The organism is Photobacterium sp. SP02, from assembly GCF_038519165.1.
In the GTDB taxonomy this organism is placed as follows: Bacteria; Pseudomonadota; Gammaproteobacteria; order Enterobacterales; family Vibrionaceae; genus Photobacterium; species Photobacterium halotolerans.
This window is the reverse complement of the sequence record NZ_JASJOJ010000002.1, coordinates 1-15795: the sequence shown is the minus strand read 5'-3', so window position 1 is coordinate 15795 and position 15795 is coordinate 1. Positions and strand designations below refer to the sequence as shown.

General features: G+C 52.3%; 24 protein-coding genes. All 24 read right to left on the bottom strand.

What is annotated here, in order from left to right:
- Nucleotides 1–15: 15 nt before the first annotated feature.
- The gene (locus P0Y67_RS01010) at nt 16–507 is read right to left on the bottom strand and encodes a phage major tail tube protein (protein ID WP_342390358.1); all 492 of its coding nucleotides are present in this window, start codon (nt 505–507) and stop codon (nt 16–18) included.
- Nucleotides 500–1669, bottom strand: coding sequence for a phage tail protein (locus P0Y67_RS01005; protein ID WP_342390357.1), 1170 nt, complete (start codon nt 1667–1669; stop codon nt 500–502). The genes P0Y67_RS01010 and P0Y67_RS01005 overlap by 8 nt, the downstream gene beginning before the upstream one ends.
- Nucleotides 1669–1854 carry a hypothetical protein gene (locus P0Y67_RS01000; RefSeq protein WP_342390356.1) on the bottom strand — a complete coding sequence of 62 codons (186 nt, stop codon included), beginning with the start codon at nt 1852–1854 and terminating at the stop codon, nt 1669–1671. The genes P0Y67_RS01005 and P0Y67_RS01000 overlap by 1 nt, the downstream gene beginning before the upstream one ends.
- 53 nt (nt 1855–1907) lie before the next feature.
- Nucleotides 1908–2066 carry a hypothetical protein gene (locus P0Y67_RS00995; protein ID WP_342390355.1) on the bottom strand — a complete coding sequence of 53 codons (159 nt, stop codon included), beginning with the start codon at nt 2064–2066 and terminating at the stop codon, nt 1908–1910.
- Between the two features lie 40 nt (nt 2067–2106).
- Nucleotides 2107–2445: a phage tail assembly chaperone gene (locus P0Y67_RS00990; RefSeq protein WP_342390354.1), complete on the bottom strand. Its 339-nt coding sequence runs from the start codon at nt 2443–2445 to the stop codon at nt 2107–2109.
- Nucleotides 2442–3227 carry a hypothetical protein gene (locus P0Y67_RS00985; protein ID WP_342390353.1) on the bottom strand — a complete coding sequence of 262 codons (786 nt, stop codon included), beginning with the start codon at nt 3225–3227 and terminating at the stop codon, nt 2442–2444. The genes P0Y67_RS00990 and P0Y67_RS00985 overlap by 4 nt, the downstream gene beginning before the upstream one ends.
- A 3-nt stretch (nt 3228–3230) precedes the next feature.
- Nucleotides 3231–3770 carry a phage tail-collar fiber domain-containing protein gene (locus P0Y67_RS00980; RefSeq protein WP_342390352.1) on the bottom strand — a complete coding sequence of 180 codons (540 nt, stop codon included), beginning with the start codon at nt 3768–3770 and terminating at the stop codon, nt 3231–3233.
- Nucleotides 3767–4507, bottom strand: coding sequence for a phage tail protein I (locus tag P0Y67_RS00975; protein WP_342390351.1), 741 nt, complete (start codon nt 4505–4507; stop codon nt 3767–3769). The genes P0Y67_RS00980 and P0Y67_RS00975 overlap by 4 nt, the downstream gene beginning before the upstream one ends.
- Entirely contained in the window at nt 4491–5468 is a 978-nt protein-coding gene (locus P0Y67_RS00970) for a baseplate J/gp47 family protein (protein WP_342390350.1), read from the bottom strand. The genes P0Y67_RS00975 and P0Y67_RS00970 overlap by 17 nt, the downstream gene beginning before the upstream one ends.
- Nucleotides 5465–5797, bottom strand: a complete 333-nt coding sequence (locus tag P0Y67_RS00965) for a phage baseplate protein (protein WP_342390349.1) — start codon at nt 5795–5797, stop codon at nt 5465–5467. The genes P0Y67_RS00970 and P0Y67_RS00965 overlap by 4 nt, the downstream gene beginning before the upstream one ends.
- A 10-nt stretch (nt 5798–5807) precedes the next feature.
- Nucleotides 5808–6509 carry a phage baseplate assembly protein V gene (locus P0Y67_RS00960; RefSeq protein ID WP_342390348.1) on the bottom strand — a complete coding sequence of 234 codons (702 nt, stop codon included), beginning with the start codon at nt 6507–6509 and terminating at the stop codon, nt 5808–5810.
- On the bottom strand, nt 6469–6975 hold the full coding sequence (locus tag P0Y67_RS00955) for a hypothetical protein (RefSeq protein ID WP_342390347.1): 507 nt from the start codon (nt 6973–6975) through the stop codon (nt 6469–6471). Before P0Y67_RS00955 ends, P0Y67_RS00960 begins: the two co-directional genes overlap by 41 nt.
- Entirely contained in the window at nt 6941–7456 is a 516-nt protein-coding gene (locus P0Y67_RS00950) for a phage tail protein (RefSeq protein WP_342390346.1), read from the bottom strand. The genes P0Y67_RS00955 and P0Y67_RS00950 overlap by 35 nt, the downstream gene beginning before the upstream one ends.
- A complete protein-coding gene (locus P0Y67_RS00945; RefSeq protein ID WP_342390345.1) occupies nt 7425–7766 on the bottom strand; it encodes a hypothetical protein in 342 nt (113 codons plus the stop codon). The genes P0Y67_RS00950 and P0Y67_RS00945 overlap by 32 nt, the downstream gene beginning before the upstream one ends.
- Complete coding sequence (locus P0Y67_RS00940) at nt 7766–8101, bottom strand: capsid cement protein (protein ID WP_342390344.1); 336 nt, start codon at nt 8099–8101, stop codon at nt 7766–7768. The genes P0Y67_RS00945 and P0Y67_RS00940 overlap by 1 nt, the downstream gene beginning before the upstream one ends.
- Nucleotides 8102–8163: 62 nt before the next feature.
- Complete coding sequence (locus P0Y67_RS00935; RefSeq protein WP_342390343.1) at nt 8164–10221, bottom strand: ClpP-like prohead protease/major capsid protein fusion protein; 2058 nt, start codon at nt 10219–10221, stop codon at nt 8164–8166.
- Nucleotides 10208–11701 (bottom strand): phage portal protein, encoded by a 1494-nt coding sequence (locus P0Y67_RS00930; RefSeq protein ID WP_342390342.1) that lies wholly within the window; start codon nt 11699–11701, stop codon nt 10208–10210. The genes P0Y67_RS00935 and P0Y67_RS00930 overlap by 14 nt, the downstream gene beginning before the upstream one ends.
- Complete coding sequence (locus P0Y67_RS00925; protein ID WP_342390341.1) at nt 11694–11903, bottom strand: hypothetical protein; 210 nt, start codon at nt 11901–11903, stop codon at nt 11694–11696. Before P0Y67_RS00925 ends, P0Y67_RS00930 begins: the two co-directional genes overlap by 8 nt.
- On the bottom strand, nt 11900–13996 hold the full coding sequence (locus P0Y67_RS00920; RefSeq protein WP_342390340.1) for a terminase gpA endonuclease subunit: 2097 nt from the start codon (nt 13994–13996) through the stop codon (nt 11900–11902). The genes P0Y67_RS00925 and P0Y67_RS00920 overlap by 4 nt, the downstream gene beginning before the upstream one ends.
- A complete protein-coding gene (locus tag P0Y67_RS00915; RefSeq protein WP_234204240.1) occupies nt 13977–14450 on the bottom strand; it encodes a DUF1441 family protein in 474 nt (157 codons plus the stop codon). The genes P0Y67_RS00920 and P0Y67_RS00915 overlap by 20 nt, the downstream gene beginning before the upstream one ends.
- Nucleotides 14440–14733 (bottom strand): Rz1-like lysis system protein LysC, encoded by a 294-nt coding sequence (gene lysC, locus P0Y67_RS22985; RefSeq protein ID WP_446728784.1) that lies wholly within the window; start codon nt 14731–14733, stop codon nt 14440–14442. The genes P0Y67_RS00915 and lysC overlap by 11 nt, the downstream gene beginning before the upstream one ends.
- Complete coding sequence (locus tag P0Y67_RS00910) at nt 14636–15031, bottom strand: hypothetical protein (protein WP_342390339.1); 396 nt, start codon at nt 15029–15031, stop codon at nt 14636–14638. Before P0Y67_RS00910 ends, lysC begins: the two co-directional genes overlap by 98 nt.
- On the bottom strand, nt 14964–15545 hold the full coding sequence (locus P0Y67_RS00905; protein WP_342390338.1) for a lysozyme: 582 nt from the start codon (nt 15543–15545) through the stop codon (nt 14964–14966). The genes P0Y67_RS00910 and P0Y67_RS00905 overlap by 68 nt, the downstream gene beginning before the upstream one ends.
- The gene (locus tag P0Y67_RS00900) at nt 15526–15738 is read right to left on the bottom strand and encodes a phage holin (RefSeq protein ID WP_342390337.1); all 213 of its coding nucleotides are present in this window, start codon (nt 15736–15738) and stop codon (nt 15526–15528) included. Before P0Y67_RS00900 ends, P0Y67_RS00905 begins: the two co-directional genes overlap by 20 nt.
- Between the last annotated feature and the right edge of the window lie 57 nt (nt 15739–15795).

Below are 15795 nucleotides of genomic sequence, written 5' to 3'. Positions count from 1 at the left end.
TGATTACGAAAAGGGTTAACCTTGAATCCCGGCTTCACCCATCAAATCGACACCGCCAATGATGGTTTTGCCCGTATCGACGTTGATATCGTGGATCACCGCGCCCGTATCACGCTGAGTAAACGCCTTGCAGGTACCTTCAATGGTGACCGTGGGCTTTTCCCCCATCTTGAGCGCGTCTTTCTTGATACCGGTGATCGGGCCATACAGAGAAAACTCTTCCGTGTAGGGAATGTTCTCAGTGCTTTTGCCTTTCTCAACCACGTTAATTTGCGCATTGCCCATCAGATAACGGCCCAGTGCTGCAGCAATCTTTCCGTGCTCACCGCGCACCTTCAGCGACCAACTCAGTTTTTCGATGCCGACAGCATCTTCCGAGGCCACGAACGCCCCTTCATTGCTGGCCAGCTTGGTTTTGATTTCCGGCGGGGTGAATTCCACAATCTCATTCACCAAAGGCACAGACTCAACCTGTGCCGCAATCCGCAGTCGAATACGATCAGCCATTCACCACCTCTTCGAGCCAGGCTTCAATCAATCCGTTATCCACACTCAGCTCATACACCATGTGCTCATTGGGTGAGTAACGGCCATAGTTCACGCACAAGAACCAGCGCCCGGCGTTGTAGTTCTCCAGGTTGTTTTTGCTCGGGTGCAGAAACGCTTTGAATACCGGAACGATTTTTTCAGCAACCAGGCTCTGGCCCCAGTTCGTCAGCCGATCGATCACCTGCTGCATGAATTCTTCTGTCAGCAACTTGCCCATCAACGGCTGACTGGTTTCTTCCAGCTTGCGTGCCAGCAAATCTTCTAAGCCCACATGCGCAATATAGCGGCCCGTGTTGGTCCGGTTCCCGATAATTGAATAGCCACCCATTCGGGGACGGGCAATGGTGACAACCCCATGCTTGTTCAGGAAATTAGCTTGGGTGGTTTTATCGTTGATTTTGTAGGAGACGTTTCGCGCCGTTTCATCACAAAGCACGCCACGGTTTTGCGGGCTCTCATACCCTTCAACTGAGGCCATAGCCGCCACCAGTGCAATCGAAGCAGGCATCAGCACCTGCGCCCCGTCGTAGGTTTTCATAAACCATGGGTCGATAATGCACAGCTTGTCTTCCCCCGTACCTTCAGCACCGAATTCCCCTGCAAATTCTGCCGCGGCCATATCGTTGGTATTTGGCCCATCCAGCACCGGGCGGCAGCGCACATCCCGCCCCAGCAATGCCAATTTCTGGCCCACAGCTTTGCTGTGAAAGCCGGGGGCAGCAATCACGGTTGGTGTTTCCGGGCATCCCTTCACGGTTTCCAGACCGGTGATTGCCCCTGTTGCCGCTTCCACACCGCCAATCACATTGGCTTCATTTTCTGCTGCAGTCGCCCCTTCTGGCACAATGGTGACGTAGAGAATACAGCGCACGTATTCCATCAAATACCGCACGACATTCGGCAGTGAACCTTGCCGAGAGCCGGTTGAATCCAGTGCCAGCATCGCATCAGCATAATTCCAAAGCCGTGTGGGTTCGTTGAATGCCAGGTGCCCGGCCTTATTGGGCGCGGTGCCGGTTAAGTGAACCACCTGAAGTGCCAACGGCCCCATACTGGGCAATGGCTCAATGGTGTTCACCTCCGCGCCATTGAGTTCAAAATCTTGAATTGGTGCCAGCATTATTTATCTCCCTGCTTAACTGGTACCTGCGCAGGCTTGCCAATTTTGCCGTTCAGCAGCAAAAAAGACGCCTGTGCAGGCAACAGTGCAATGGTTTTTTCGCTGGTGTCGTACCAGCGGCCATTCAATCGGAACTTCTGCAGGATCGTGTAATCCTGCCGCCCCTGTGGTTTCGGGGTTGCCATGTGCTTTTCCTGTTGGTTAATAAAGAAAAACCCGCCAGCGAGCGGGCCAGGGTTTATTGCGGAATGGTGTCGCAGTGAATGGGAATGGTGTACTCGCTGCCCTGCCTGACAATGGTTTGTTCACACACAGGCTCATGAGTCAGCTCAGTCCAGCCCCACCCCAGGAAAATGCTGATCACAACAATGGTGATTGGGTCAATACTTGCTTTCATGTTGAGTCTCTCTGCCAACATTCAGATATAAAAAAACCGCTTACGCGGCTGGCGGGGGTGCAACGTCTACTGAAGGCTTTTCAGGCCAGATGACATCTTCATATTTTTGGTAAATATCCGTCAAATCACGCAGTTTCTGGCGATAATCACGAAAGGGCGCAATATCCAGATTGTTATCTAATGCAATGTTGACCAGATAATCCGCTTCGACGAGCAGAGGTGCGCGATGTACACGGATTTTTTCCAGCTCGGTTTCCAACACGCTGGCATCAATGACCGCCTGGGCTTCTTCAGGCGTTAAGCCTAAATCAACAAGAATTCCTTTATGAGCCGGCACATTAATCAGCTTTTCACCTTTGACAAGGATAGATTTAATCATGCTGTCGCCCCCTTCGCTGGGATTGGATAACCAATATAAACGGTTCCGTGATCATTCTCTGGGTGGTTCTGCAAATTGTTGACGTGCATTGTTCTTGCCAACCACTTGTAATTCAAATAATTGTTCTGTGCATCAGCCAACTCACCATCATCTTTCAGCATGTATGTGATTGGTTTGTTTGAGTAAATGCGATATTTCAGTTTTCCACCTCGTAGATGAAAACTTGAATATCGGTAGTTCCTGAACCCAATTCCCGGACCATTATATGGGCTGTCGACACCCTCAGGATCATACTTATAGCTTTCAACATAGCCTTTGTGACTGATGCCGCTCACACACTCTCGGTAACGCTGATAATTGACAACGGTACGCAGATAATTGGCATCACCGTTCCACGGATAGGTTTGCCCTTTTAAAATCACCAGTGCAGAAGCAACGTGCGTTGTATCAAAATCACCCGGATCATTGCTCGTATTGTTATTCCAATCATAATGACGATAGATCTGAATGGTCGTCTCATCGCCCATCGGCAACTGAAAATACACAGGATAAAACGTATCTTTGTCACCATTCACAGTCAGCTCGACAAAATAACGTCCCTCCCCCTGAATATCGACAGCTTCCGTATCAGCCATCCACTTTTCAAACTTCTGCCGTGATTGCTCGACACGTTGATCAATCTGGCCCATTTTAGCGGTGACTGTTTGCGCCAATGCCTGACTTGCCGCCGTTTGCTCAGCCGCCGCTTTTTGAATATCCGTTAACTGTTGTTCAATACTCATTGATTACACTCCAAGTTGTCGCAACCGCTCACTGATACGCAGCTGTTCATGAGCGATATGTATCTGGGTTGTTTGGGACTGAATGAATGCTGCGGTACTGGTTGCCAGTTCTTCCACCATCATAAGGTTGATGTTTTCTGTTCCAACAACGACCGTGATGCTTTGCGTTGGTAGCGGGGATATATCCAGGGTGAATTTTTGAATCCAGCTTGCGTTGGCCGATTTGTACGTCAGCAAAGTAGCTGGCGCCGAATACACCGCCAGCAACGTGCCCGATTCCAGAAAGAACCCCACCTCACGCACTTCATATTCCAGATTGCCTTTAAAGACGGCCGCCATACGCAGCTGTGTCTGGCTGAGCTCTTCCCAATCAGAAATCAGCTCACGTTGCTTTTCATTCTGAAGGCGGGTTTGCTCCGCGCTTGGCTGATAACTTTTATCACCGGCGGCAATCCACTTAATGGCCCCTTTAATCCCTTGGTTTCTCGCGCTAATCAGCTCCGCTAACCCGGCATTGGTGTATTGCACAATGGGGGAATTCATCTTGATACTCCAAAATCAATCTCAGTAAGAACAAAAAAGCGCATCGCGCCAGCAGAATAAACGGTTGCATGACAGCCAGGTGTGGCTGCTAACTGCGTAGAAAAAGCATCATCATTGACAGTCCAATGGTACGGTACGGCTGTGATGGACAGGTTGGCTTCAGCGACAGGTGAAGATGAAATTTCCCCGGAATAACTCACATCCTGTGTCGTCATACCCTTTTGCATCACACCGCTAAAACCAAAGCCAGATGCAACACCAAAACCTAAAATTAAACCAACGGTATCCCGTTCAGACTTTGTCCGCTCAATACGCGTTAACATGCGCTCAGCAATTGCCTTCGTCACCGGCGCATTGCGTTTCCAGGCAGTCAGTTCTAAATGGTATGGTCCCGGCGGCTGTTCCATCCGGTACCAAGGGGTGATCTCTATGTCGCAATCCAAAGCATCCATTGCAACAGCCAAGCCTTCCCGCGTACCCGCTTTTCGATGAATATCAAACGCTTTCTCTGCCGTCTTTCTTTGCTGAGCAAGTGTGTCTATCGGCTGCCAATCCATCACACCACGCTCAGCTGCAAGCAGAGAAACAAACTCTTCACGGGTGAGATTTGGCTGTTTCAAATCAGGGTATGGAGAAGACTGCGACTGAATAACGCGATGCCAGGCATACTCCAGTGCCTCTTCTACATCCGTGCGGTTTTCCGGCTGCACTGAGGTGAAACTATTCGGCTCGGACATCAATTATCACCTCGGTGCAATACGGGGCCTCATCCCAAGCGCAGATCACATCAGTTGCAGGTTCATGCACCTTTGCCCGACGTGCACCAAGCTCATAGAAAATATGGGCAATCTCTTCGCGGTCGACCACGGTATTTAATCGGTGCTTCTTCTCTGCAAAATTCATCGCCACTTGATGCGCATCAGACAATGACACAGGTCTTCCCGGCTCTGAGCCGGTATAAAGCGTGGCGACAATGCGATACGGTTTAGGGGTTGCAGATTTCGTGGAAATCTCATCGGATTCTTGCGCAATATCATCACGCTTTAGATAGGCCGCCACCCGATTTAACAGCGGCTGCCCTGCTTTACCGTCAGCAGTTTCTCGGCTCAACACCGCAACACACACCTTGCCAGAATGAGGCTCCAGCATTTTCGGCCAGGCATCTTTAACTGGCATGGGTCTGGTGAGATTTTGAAACTCATACCGCATCACCACGGCATCCGATTCAGATTCAATCTTGATGATTGGCCGCTCATCCAGCGTCAGGGCATGGAACTTGTAGCCCATGCGTGTGCCTGTGGTGTGAAACTGATACGGCGCCAAATCAAACCGCCTGAGCAAATCATCGTTGCTTTCCATCACAGCAGGTTTGGGCGGAAACACACTGGTATCTTCCGGCTCTAGTACCTGCCGTTTCAGGTTGTACTGCAGCGCCAGCAAATCCACCATGTCACTTTCAGTGACGAACTTGCGGAACATCTGCAGTGCCCAGTAATTCTGTTCCCGAATCTCTGCAATGCGTTTGAGCACAAACGCCTGGGTGATCTGCGCCAGCAGCTCCGATTCATTGGCAAAGGCTTCTGCCACCTCGGCGGCTTTATCCGGATCTTTCTGCGTCAGGTAATCAATGGCGTGCTGTTTGTAACCAGCGAGCAGCGTTTCAAAATCTGGTACCTGAAACGCATTTGGGATATTCATAAACCACCTTTTAACGTGAATGGCTGGCCCTGCCAGCTCCCCGTCACTTCCACCCGAAACCCTTTCCCCGTCGGCACTGCCCTGCACTGAGAAGCTTTAAAGCTTTGCAGTCCATTCACCGGGCTGGCCAGTGCTTCCAGTGTCAGGTTCTGCACTATCATGGCCGTGGTTGGGTCCTGTAATTTCCCTAAGTAAGCAATGGCCCGGTTACCCACGCCGCGGCGCTTTATCCGGCTGCTCACCTGCGTTGTCAGAATGCGTTCAAACCGACAGGCCAGCGCCTGCAAACCCGTTACAGTTCGCCCTGTTTTAGGGTCAATTCCTATCATGCTACTCCTATCAAGGCTTCGCCTTACTGGTTGGCCGGCCTTCAGCATCGTCATGGTGGTGTTGCGTCAAGCTCAAGCCCTCAACAGACACATCACCGCCTGTGATTTCCATGCCGCCTGAAATCGTTGCTGCACCGCCGCCGGGACCGCCCGCAACGGCAAAGCCGCCCATGTGGTTAAAGTTGCCCGTGCTGACGGTGTTTCCGGTTAAAATGGTGTCACCGGTACGGTTCACACTGCCCGTGTGTTCCAGATTCCCGGTATGGGTCACATCTGCATTGATGATCAGGCCACCCGGGTAATTCACTGTCAGCTGCCCCGAATCCAGGTCGTACAGCTCTGTCATTCCGTTGCCGTAATCCGTCATCACTTCATGGGCTGCGGTGGTCGGGCACGGGTATTGGCTGGACGGCAACCCCATCAGGGCCACCGCATTATTCAGGTTGTCCCCACTGCCCAAATTCAGCAGTAGGCATTGTTCACCCAGGCTTGGCCTGCGGTACTGCGACACCCGGCCAGACGCAAACACAAAAAAAGGGATGCCTGTTGCCAGGTTATCCCCCGTTGCCACGTTCACTGCGTTTTCGCTCGCCGCATTCACGTAGCCCAGCCGGATCATATTCGCCGCTGCCCGTCTGTTTTCTTCCACTTCCTGCTTTAAGCTCAGTAGCTCACGTTCCAGTGAAAGCAGGCGATTGAGCAATTGCAGCATCAAAGTCACTCCCGCCAAATTCCTGCACAACGTTATCGACTGGGCCCATGTAAATGCGTTGCTTGAGCGTCACCACCCGCATGAACACGCCCAACGTGGGGTCAAACTTACGAGGCACATTCGACACCAGCCGGGTCTCTTCCGTATCGTCGAAACAACCAAAGCGCTGATTGAGCAATTCGCGCTCCAGCCGGGTCGACACATCCAGCGCTTCTAAATCGAAATCCGTCGAGGTCGGTACCTCCACCAAAAACCGCAATTCAATCTCATGAAGCTTGCGGCCATCGTTCCCCGTATGGTTCACCGGTTCACTTTCGCCCACCTGATAGCTGATCGTTGTTTCACTCAGTTCAACAGGCGCTCTGCGGTAGGCGGAGGAAATCGTAATTGAAAGGGATTGCTGCAGTGTGCTGATCACCAAAGTCACCCACTCACTGGGCACCCGAAAGAACGTATCTGAATTCACGGTGAAAATGCTCCTCAAACTTGCGGTTTAGCTCCGGCAGGTAAGAGTCAATAATCTCTTCTGCCTGATCGGATATATCCATAGTGACCAGTTGGATAGACTTGCGCCCTTTCATCGTTCGGCGGAACACCAAAAGCTGATCGCTATCCATCGGGTTGATAAACGCACCATCGAAAAAATGCTCACCCACCTGCACGCCGGATTTTGTCTGCACCGGCTTACCCAAACGATGAACACCAATCTTCCTCACACCCACCCAGAGCTTGGAGGTGCGCCCGCTTTGATAAACCCGAAAACGGGTACGGAATGATTTGGCTTCAATGTTGAGTTCAAATCCCAGCTCAGCCATCGTCACAGCCTTGAACCAGTTATTCACGGACCGGATTGCCCGGCGAACGGCTTTATTCAGCTCATCCGGTAAGTGCTTAAACTTTTCCAGAAACTCGGTATCAACCACCATCTGTGTATTCAGACCAACCACGCTTCACCCCTGTTTGTATCAGGTTCATGGTGTACTGCCGGATCAACTGACTCTCATCATTTCCCCGGCCTTGTGCCGGGCCCTGAAACACCAGCTGATACGGCTTTCCTTTGTATTCCAGCGTAGAGAGTTCCGGCAGGTCATCATCCGTCATCAGTGAATACACGGTACGACTTTCAGTTTCCTGACGGCGAACATACCCGCGAAAAGGTGACGGCGTGCCATCCGGCGCGGTTGCCAGCATCGCATTGCTAAAACAATCCAGTACAGAAGCCCGCAACAACGCACGGGCATCATCAAAGGCAGCCATCAGGCCGCCGCTTCAGGTGCCACTAATTCACCCGTCAGCAACACTCCGCCGTCATTAAACACACCCACAGGCGCAGTGACCTTTCCAGCGCCTTGCGGCTGCTTCTTAGTGAATTCACCTTCATCGAAATAGGCAAACTCTCCCAAAAACGCAGGTGTATCACCCGCTTTAATCGGGCCATCAAAATGCCCTGTGTATCGCGCAGACACCACAGTACCTGCCGAGCCACTCAGGTTCGGGACCACAACCAAATTGCCATAAAGCAACGGGGTATCTTTGGTCGCACCGCCAGCCGGGGCAACAATGTCGATTTTCTTACCTTCAGAAATATGCATGTCAGCTTTCCTAAAAAAGAAAAGCGCCAATTCGGCGCTCTTTGAGGGAAAATTCAGGGCACTTAAGCCGCAGCTTTGAATGTTGCTTTTGCCAGCCCGCGACGGTCTGCCACTTTGGCAGCCAGGTCGTATGTGATTCGGAATTTCGCACCGTCAGACGACCAGCCTTCATGGGTTTCCAGCCAAGGTTCCTGCTGACCATCAAGGAAGCCCATCAGCACGTTATCAAAGTCTTTCCCGGTCAGGGCAATCGCGCCGTTGATGTCGGCCAGCCGTGCAGTTTCAACCACCTTGTCGAATTTCTTATAGGCAGGATTGAAAGAATCCGGCTTGCTGGCAGTGTTCAGCACCGCTTCGAGATAGCTGGCATGATCCGGGTTCGCCAGCAGAATCTCACCGCGCAGATCCAGCGCATCACCGCCACTGCTCACCGCAGTCGCAAATGACTTATGCAGCGCCATCACCAACGCTGCATAGTCACCCGCGGCAATGTCTTTGAACAGGTTGCCCCAGCCCTTATTCTGCGGCGCAAGGAAAACGTCTTTCCCGTCGCCCATCTTGGCACTTGCAAGAATCGCATTGAAATACAACTTGTCCGCCAATCGGTAGGCCGCCTGCACAAACTTACGCGGCACTTTGGACACCAGCGCGATGTCATCGTTAATGATTGCCTGACGGGTGAATGAGATTTCACGGCCAAAGGTCGCTAGCTGAATTTTCTCACCTGAGCCGGTTAGCATGGCTGTTTTGTATTCACCGTCTTCAGAGACTGCCATCAGATCCGGTGCATCGTTCACCGTCACCATGTCGGTTTCTTTAAAATTCGGCAGGTTCTCGGTGTTTGCCAGCTCCCGGAACAGCGGCTGGCGCAGTTTAGCTTCTTCACGCATCACGGTGCGCACCCCTTCCGTAATAATTCCGGAGAAGTCCTGACTGTTGAATGCCCGGGCCACCAGTTCATTCTTAGAACTGCAGGCTTTGGCGTCTTTCCCCAGCGAGATTTCCGCCATATCCAGCAACGACTTCAGGCTGTATGGGTTATCTTTTTCCAGCTCGGCTACCGAGCAGCGAGCTAGTAGCGCATTTTGCAATGCATCTTTCGTGATGTTGCCGTTTCCGGCATGCACCGCAGATGTGATATTCAAAGGCGCTGGCGGCTCTGTGCCATTGGCTGAGCTGTTCCCCAAACTGACCAGAATCTTTTGTGCCGCATGGGCTTCCGTACATTCCATGTCATTGAGCATTTCATCACGCAGTTCATCACTGACCTTATGCTGAGCACACAGCACACGAATCGCCTGCTGACGTGCGTTTTCTTGTTTCACTGCCGCCTGCAGTGACGCTGGATCAATTGGTTTTGGCATGTTGTTTACCTGTTGCGAGGGAATAGTTACAGCCGCGCTCGCGGCCAGCGGTAAAGGTTCGGAACTGTCCGGCTCTGGCTCCGGCGTGGGTTCCGGCTCGGGTTCATGATTAGGGTCCGGTACCGGCTTCAAGTGGTTCACTAAATTAGCCGGGGCATTCTTGAAGCCTTTCAAAGCGTCAGGGCTCAATGCTTTCAGGCAGTTCGTCAGATTCACCGGGTCAATCACCTGATCAATCAGTCCAAATTCCAGCGCCTGCTCTGCGGTAAACCAGGTTTCAGCCGCCATTGCGGCCAGCACATCTTCCAGTGATTGTCCGCTGCGCTCTGTGTAGGCTTCGGCCAACGTCTGCTTGGCATTTTTCAGTTGCGTTAACGCACTTTCTAAATCCTGCTCACCACCCCACGCCCCAATCATCGGGTCATGAATCATCAGCGTGGCGTTTTCCGGCATATGGATTTCATCGCACGCCATCAAAAAATAGCTGGCAGCGGATGCCGCAATGCCATCTACAATCCCGATGGTTTTACCTTTGTGGGCTTTAATGGCGTTGTACATCGCCAACCCTTCATACACAGAGCCGCCGTAACTTTGTATTCGAAACTCGGCATCTTGCGTGCCAACTGCCTGCAATGCGCGGATCAGGTCAATCGCTTCAATGTCATACGCACCAATATCGCCGTGAATCCACACCCTCACAGGCTGGCCCTCACCCTGATTTTTCAGGGTGAACCATGATTTATTACTCTTTGGCATTTTCGCCTCTCTGTTCGTGCTGAATGTTTTTAACCAGGTTATGGGCCGGGTCTGCCGTGCTCACGATGCCCATATCATTCATTGCATTTCGCTCGGCCTGTATTTCACGGCGGGTTGCCAGCGGGTTGATATTGCGCTCACGCTGCGAATGACTGAGCGAGTGCAGCCCAAGGCGGGTACCCTTTTCAATGCCGGTCATTTCTTTCGCCGGATCAATCCAGGGCATCACCGGAGCCTGATAAATCGCATTCAAAATGCTTTCTCGGTCAACGTCTTTCGGCAGCTTCAGCTCGCCTGCCAGCACTGCCATAGGCAACGCCAGACGATATTGTGGACGTGTCCAGCTGGTGACGAACTTGCGCTGAAGCACCCGGTAACGAGTGAAAGAATCAATCAGCTCCTGCCGTGCAGCGGAGTAACTGCCGGTGTAATGCCGGGTCACGCTGGAGTTATTCACCCCGGCCCCGGCGCTGGCCATGCGCATTTGAGACTCACGGAACGGATTGCTCATCGCCTCACGGCGGTTCGACTCAATAATGCCTGCGTCTTCACCCGGGCTGAGTTCAAACGAGTTGCCGTAACCCAGCGTCATATCAACCGGGTCGCCAGCACCTTTGAACCCATCCCCTTCCCCAAATCCGGTCCCGTCCTTCTTCACGAAGTAACTGAAGCGGCTGGCGATCTGCGCGCTGATGCGTTCGCTTTGGTCGTAGTCTTCCAGGTCAGCAATCAGGTCCATCACCGAATGCAGCAAAGAAACACCCCGGTTCTGATTCAGCCGCCGGCTAAATTTCAGGTGAGCCATGTAAGTGGCATCCACCTCAACAAACTCAAAGCCCAGTGCGTTTTTCTGAATCAGATATTTCAGCGGCTGGCCCAGTGCATTCCGTTGAATGCCCTCCATCAACCCCCGCTCTTCCTCGGTGATATGATGCGGAATGAAATCAGGTTCAAACGGCTGTACCGCAAACGGCGTGCGTGTCGGGTAATGAATGTCCGGGTGAACACCCATGTAATAGCGCCCGAAGACTTCCCCGTCCCGCAGCCAGGTACGACAGGCCAGCCACTCGGTTTCTGCCCGGGAATGCTCGCTGTCGATGTTCTGTTTCAGGGAATACAGCTCCAACCATTTGCTGATTGCCTGCGCAAACTCAACATGCACTTCGCCGTCTTTGGTGAGCGGTTGCGGTTCAATCATGATGCCGTTCGGCCCCACCACGTTGGCGCACAGCTCATCTAAAATCGCGGTGACAAACGGGTTGTTTTCATCAAAGTGCCGCGCCCGTTGCATCAGAGCTTTGGTATCGCGATTGAGCTGGTTTGCAGTACCGGAAGATTTCCGGTTCGGTTTTCGTGTGTTGGGGTTTCGGGGAAGTGCGGCTTGATACTTGTTATAGAGAATGCGGTCATGGGTGCGTTGCAGGCCGGCTTTCGGGCTGAAGAACCCGAACACGCGATCAATCAGGTTGGCATTACTCAAGGTAGTTCCTCCTGATCATGCTTCTGCGACCGCCCTGCTGCTCCCGAGCTATCAAGCCTTGCAAGCGCTCTATTTCCCGGCGCACCGTTGCCAGGCTGGCGAGGGTCAGTTTCTCGCCTTCGGCAGTTTCTACTGCCTGCTGATTCAAAATTTTCCGCTCAGCGTCCAAGTACCATTGCAGGCGCTCACGATTCGTTGTCATCCGAAAATACCTCTTGAATGCCTGCGGCGCGGCTGCACCTGTCGTTCAAACACAGGCTGCTGATCCGCATCCACCACGTTAGAGTTAAACTGCCAGTCAGCTGCCCACGCTGGCGGGCTCTGCCAGTTAATTTCATCCCCGCCCTTGTAATGCATCGCCGCCTCAGCGTACGCACACAGGTCGAAGCTTTCATTTCGTGCTCGCTCTGGTTTTTGCCAGTTGCCTTTCTCGTCGACAAACTCGGCGGTGAGTTCATCAAACCAATCCCGCTCCGCCCAGCTCGGCAGCCAGAAATAGCGCGAGCCAAACTCTGCCCGCTCATAGCTGGCAGACACACGGTTTTTCAAACGGTTGGTATGCAGGATTAACAACGGAATTTCACCATGGGCGTGTTTGCTTCGTTTGTCGGGATAACTTTCTTTCACCAGGTTATCCTGTTCGCGGCTGGCCCCTTTGAGCAGCCGGAACAAATGCGCCAAGCCTTTGCCCTTCAGGCGGTTGTAAAACTGATAACTCAGCTCGGTGACGCTGGTCGATTTGTTGTCCCGGGTATCACCGGAACCGCCGGAGTCGCACAAGGTGATCAGCGGTTTCATCACCCGGCCAGAACCATCTGCCAGCGGATAGGTTTTCTGCATCACCTGATCGATCAGTAAATCCCAGTCTTCCGCATACACGGCCGGGTTAATCCGGTCGCCATTACGGTGCGGCGTGGTGAGAATTTCAAAGCGGTCAATCAACCAACGCTGTAACCCTTCACCGAACACCTGCGCCTGTACCACAAAGCGCGGGTTCGATTTACCGCCCTGTACATCCACAGTCATGATAAGGAAGCGACCACCCAAAGGAATCACACCCCTGTCATAAGGATGCGCCATGGCACGCTGCTGGAGTTCGTGGGCGCCGATATCCTGCCCGCGAGATTGCAGAATGTAAGGCCGCCCGACATCGATGTTGAAAAAGGATTTCAGTGTTTCTTCATCACCACTGGAGTCATGAAGCTCCTGCGCCGTCAGGTAACGGTAAACAAGGTTCTCCCAGCTTTGATAGGTGGCAACCACCCCTTCAAACCAGAAAGAAGCCCATTTCGACTGGCGGATCTTATCTTCATCAGTGACTTCTTCACCGTACTGGTCAATCGCTCCTTCCCGAAACCACTTACCAGCAAGGCTTTTATCCTGCTTTTGAACTTCATCAATCCGGTGCGTACAGCGCGGACAGCGACAATGCGCACTCTTCGCCTTATCCTGTGGGTCTTGATAGTCATCATCCCAATGAAGGGTTTCAAAGTGCGGCATGAAGTAAAAACCGCAGTCATCGCATTGCCAGTAAAAGCGCCGCCTGTCACCCGTGTTATAAAGTTGAGCAATACCACCACAGGGCTGCACCTCGTGCGGCCCTAACTGCTCAACGGGTTTAGGGTGCCGGACAATCCGGCCGGGAGAACTCTCAGCCATTGCCATGCCGGAAGATTTTGCGTTTTGAATCCGCTTGAGCATCAGCTGAAACTTACTACCTTCCTGCCCAACCGACTCATCTGAACGGTCGTAGTCTGAACACCCGGCGTAACGATAGGTACTGGCAGATAAAGACGTTTCCGTCGCTGAATCCAGCTTAAGGTTCATGCCGTTCTTAAAGTGTTTGAACGTCAGGTTATCGTCGGATTTTCGCCCGGTTCTGAGTTTCACAATACCGGGTGTAGCACTGAAACAACGGTCTAAATCGACCTTCGACATTTCTTCAGCTTTGGTTTTGGTGCTGTAAATCAGCAGCATATCGCCCGGGGCTTGAGTTACGGCATAGTTGATCCAACCTTCCACCATGGCTTTCGTTTTACCGCTCCGGGCCGGGCCGCCCACGATCACCGCTTCATAAATCCGGCGAGATAAACAATTCAGCGGCTCCCGCATATAGGGAACCTGAGTAGATAAAAACTTGGTCACATCCGTACCGTCAGAGATCCACAACTCATCATCTGCGGCTTCAACAGGTGTTTTGTCAGAGGGACGGCACAAGTACGCCAGGCTGCGGCGAATCTCAGCAGCATCGGCAAATTTCACACCCAATCGCGGGTCAAACTGTTTCAAGCTCATCAGCCACCGCCTTCAGGTCAAAGTTAAATAACCGCTCTAAGTCTTCAAGCTGCTGCGGTGTTGCTGTCGGAATCGCCGATTCAATACGGGTAATCACCTTCTCTTTGAAGCTTTTTACCCCAGCAATACACAATGCAATCTCAATCTCATGAGCCTCACGGGTGACCAAGTCCTCAGCATCTTTTCCCAAGCTGAGCTTTTCCCGCTCAGCCTGTACAAACGCACGCAACTCAGCCGCCGTTTTAAATCCCATCAAGTCCGGTGCATCACTTTGCTTTACCGGGCGTTGGCTTAAATGCATGGCCGCCTGAATCACATCGTAAAGTGGCGCATTTTTAGGACCGGTTGCCATCGGCTCAAGCCCGACGGCTTTAAATCGTTTGCGAATCGTTGCTCGGTTCAGCCCGAAGGCTTCCAGCTCCGATAAATTCCAGAGGCGTTTTTCATTGTTCATTGATCCCCTCGGGCAAGGTTCCGCACTGCTCGGGGTAGTTATAACACCGACGCAGATTCTCAATGCGAGATGCACATAAATCGAAATACATCAGCCAGACCGGATCGCGCCTTGCGGCATCGCCCCATGTTTGCGGCGGTGAATGGTATGGCTGAGTGCAGGAAAGTAAGTAAGCGGCAGGCGGTTTAATCAGTTGGGTTTTGTACTGCGTCACTACCTGTGTTTTGGTGGTAGTACATCCAGCGGTCAGCGCCAGGAATAGGTAAATCAGCACACTTCGCATCTGAGATATCCTTGTCTATCTGCTGTCTGGCCTGTGTGGCTTTGGTTTCCCACTGCTTTCGCTGCTGCGCTGCCTGTTCAGCAGCCAATCGTTCACGCGCTGCAACGGCTTCCAAATACGCCACGGTTTGTTCCATCGACTTATTGATCGATACAACTTGCGTCAACTGCTGCGCGACACTGGCTTTTTCTGCCAGTGCGGCTTTCAGCTCACGGGTGGTCAGGCAGTTATCAATAAATACGACGGCCAGCAGTAATGCCAGTGCTGCTAGTCCGTAGGTTTTGAATCGAGTAACCATTAAGGCAAATCTCCCGTTCAGACTGGCGGCGCTTTACAATACCCGCACAGTTGTTGGCAGCCACCCTGCAATCTTTCCCGTTCACAAACACCCAGCGGGTCAGTTCATCGCAGGCCGTTTCATCATCAGCGTTGAGTTTTTTCAGGAAGGTGGAACGGGCAAAGTTACCCGCGCCAAGGTTGAACACAAAGCTCACGCTCATATCGTATTGCGTCTGGCTAACATCCGCACTGAGTAGCCGATCAACCACCCGCTCTGCCAACTGAACATCGTCGATAAACCAGTCGGCCATGTCGCGATAACTGGCTACATCGCCTTCTTTCACGTTTTGCGTGTGGCCCAACCCTACAGTCCATTTATCAGCACTGCATTGATAGGCTTCGGCCATGCAGCCTTCGTAATCAGCAATGTGCTTTAACCCATTTTCACTGGTTTTCAGTTCAGTATTTGTGGTGAACACCAGCCCCAGTACCACGGCGACCGCACAGCCGCCGCTAGTCTTCCATTTGTTCATAGGCTTTCCTTGTATCCGGGTGGTTTTCCAATACCTGCAAGGTGCGGCGTTTGTAGTACCAGTTCACAAACATGGTGATGAGCGTGGCAACAATGGAAACCAGCACGCCCACTTCGTTGAATGACAGGCTCGAAAAGAAGCCGGTGAAACCCGCCCAGAAGTAGGCGAACCACGTAATGATTTTCTCTTTCATAGGCGAATTTCAGACATAAAAAAACCGCCGGAATGGCGGTCTGACAAGGGACAAAAC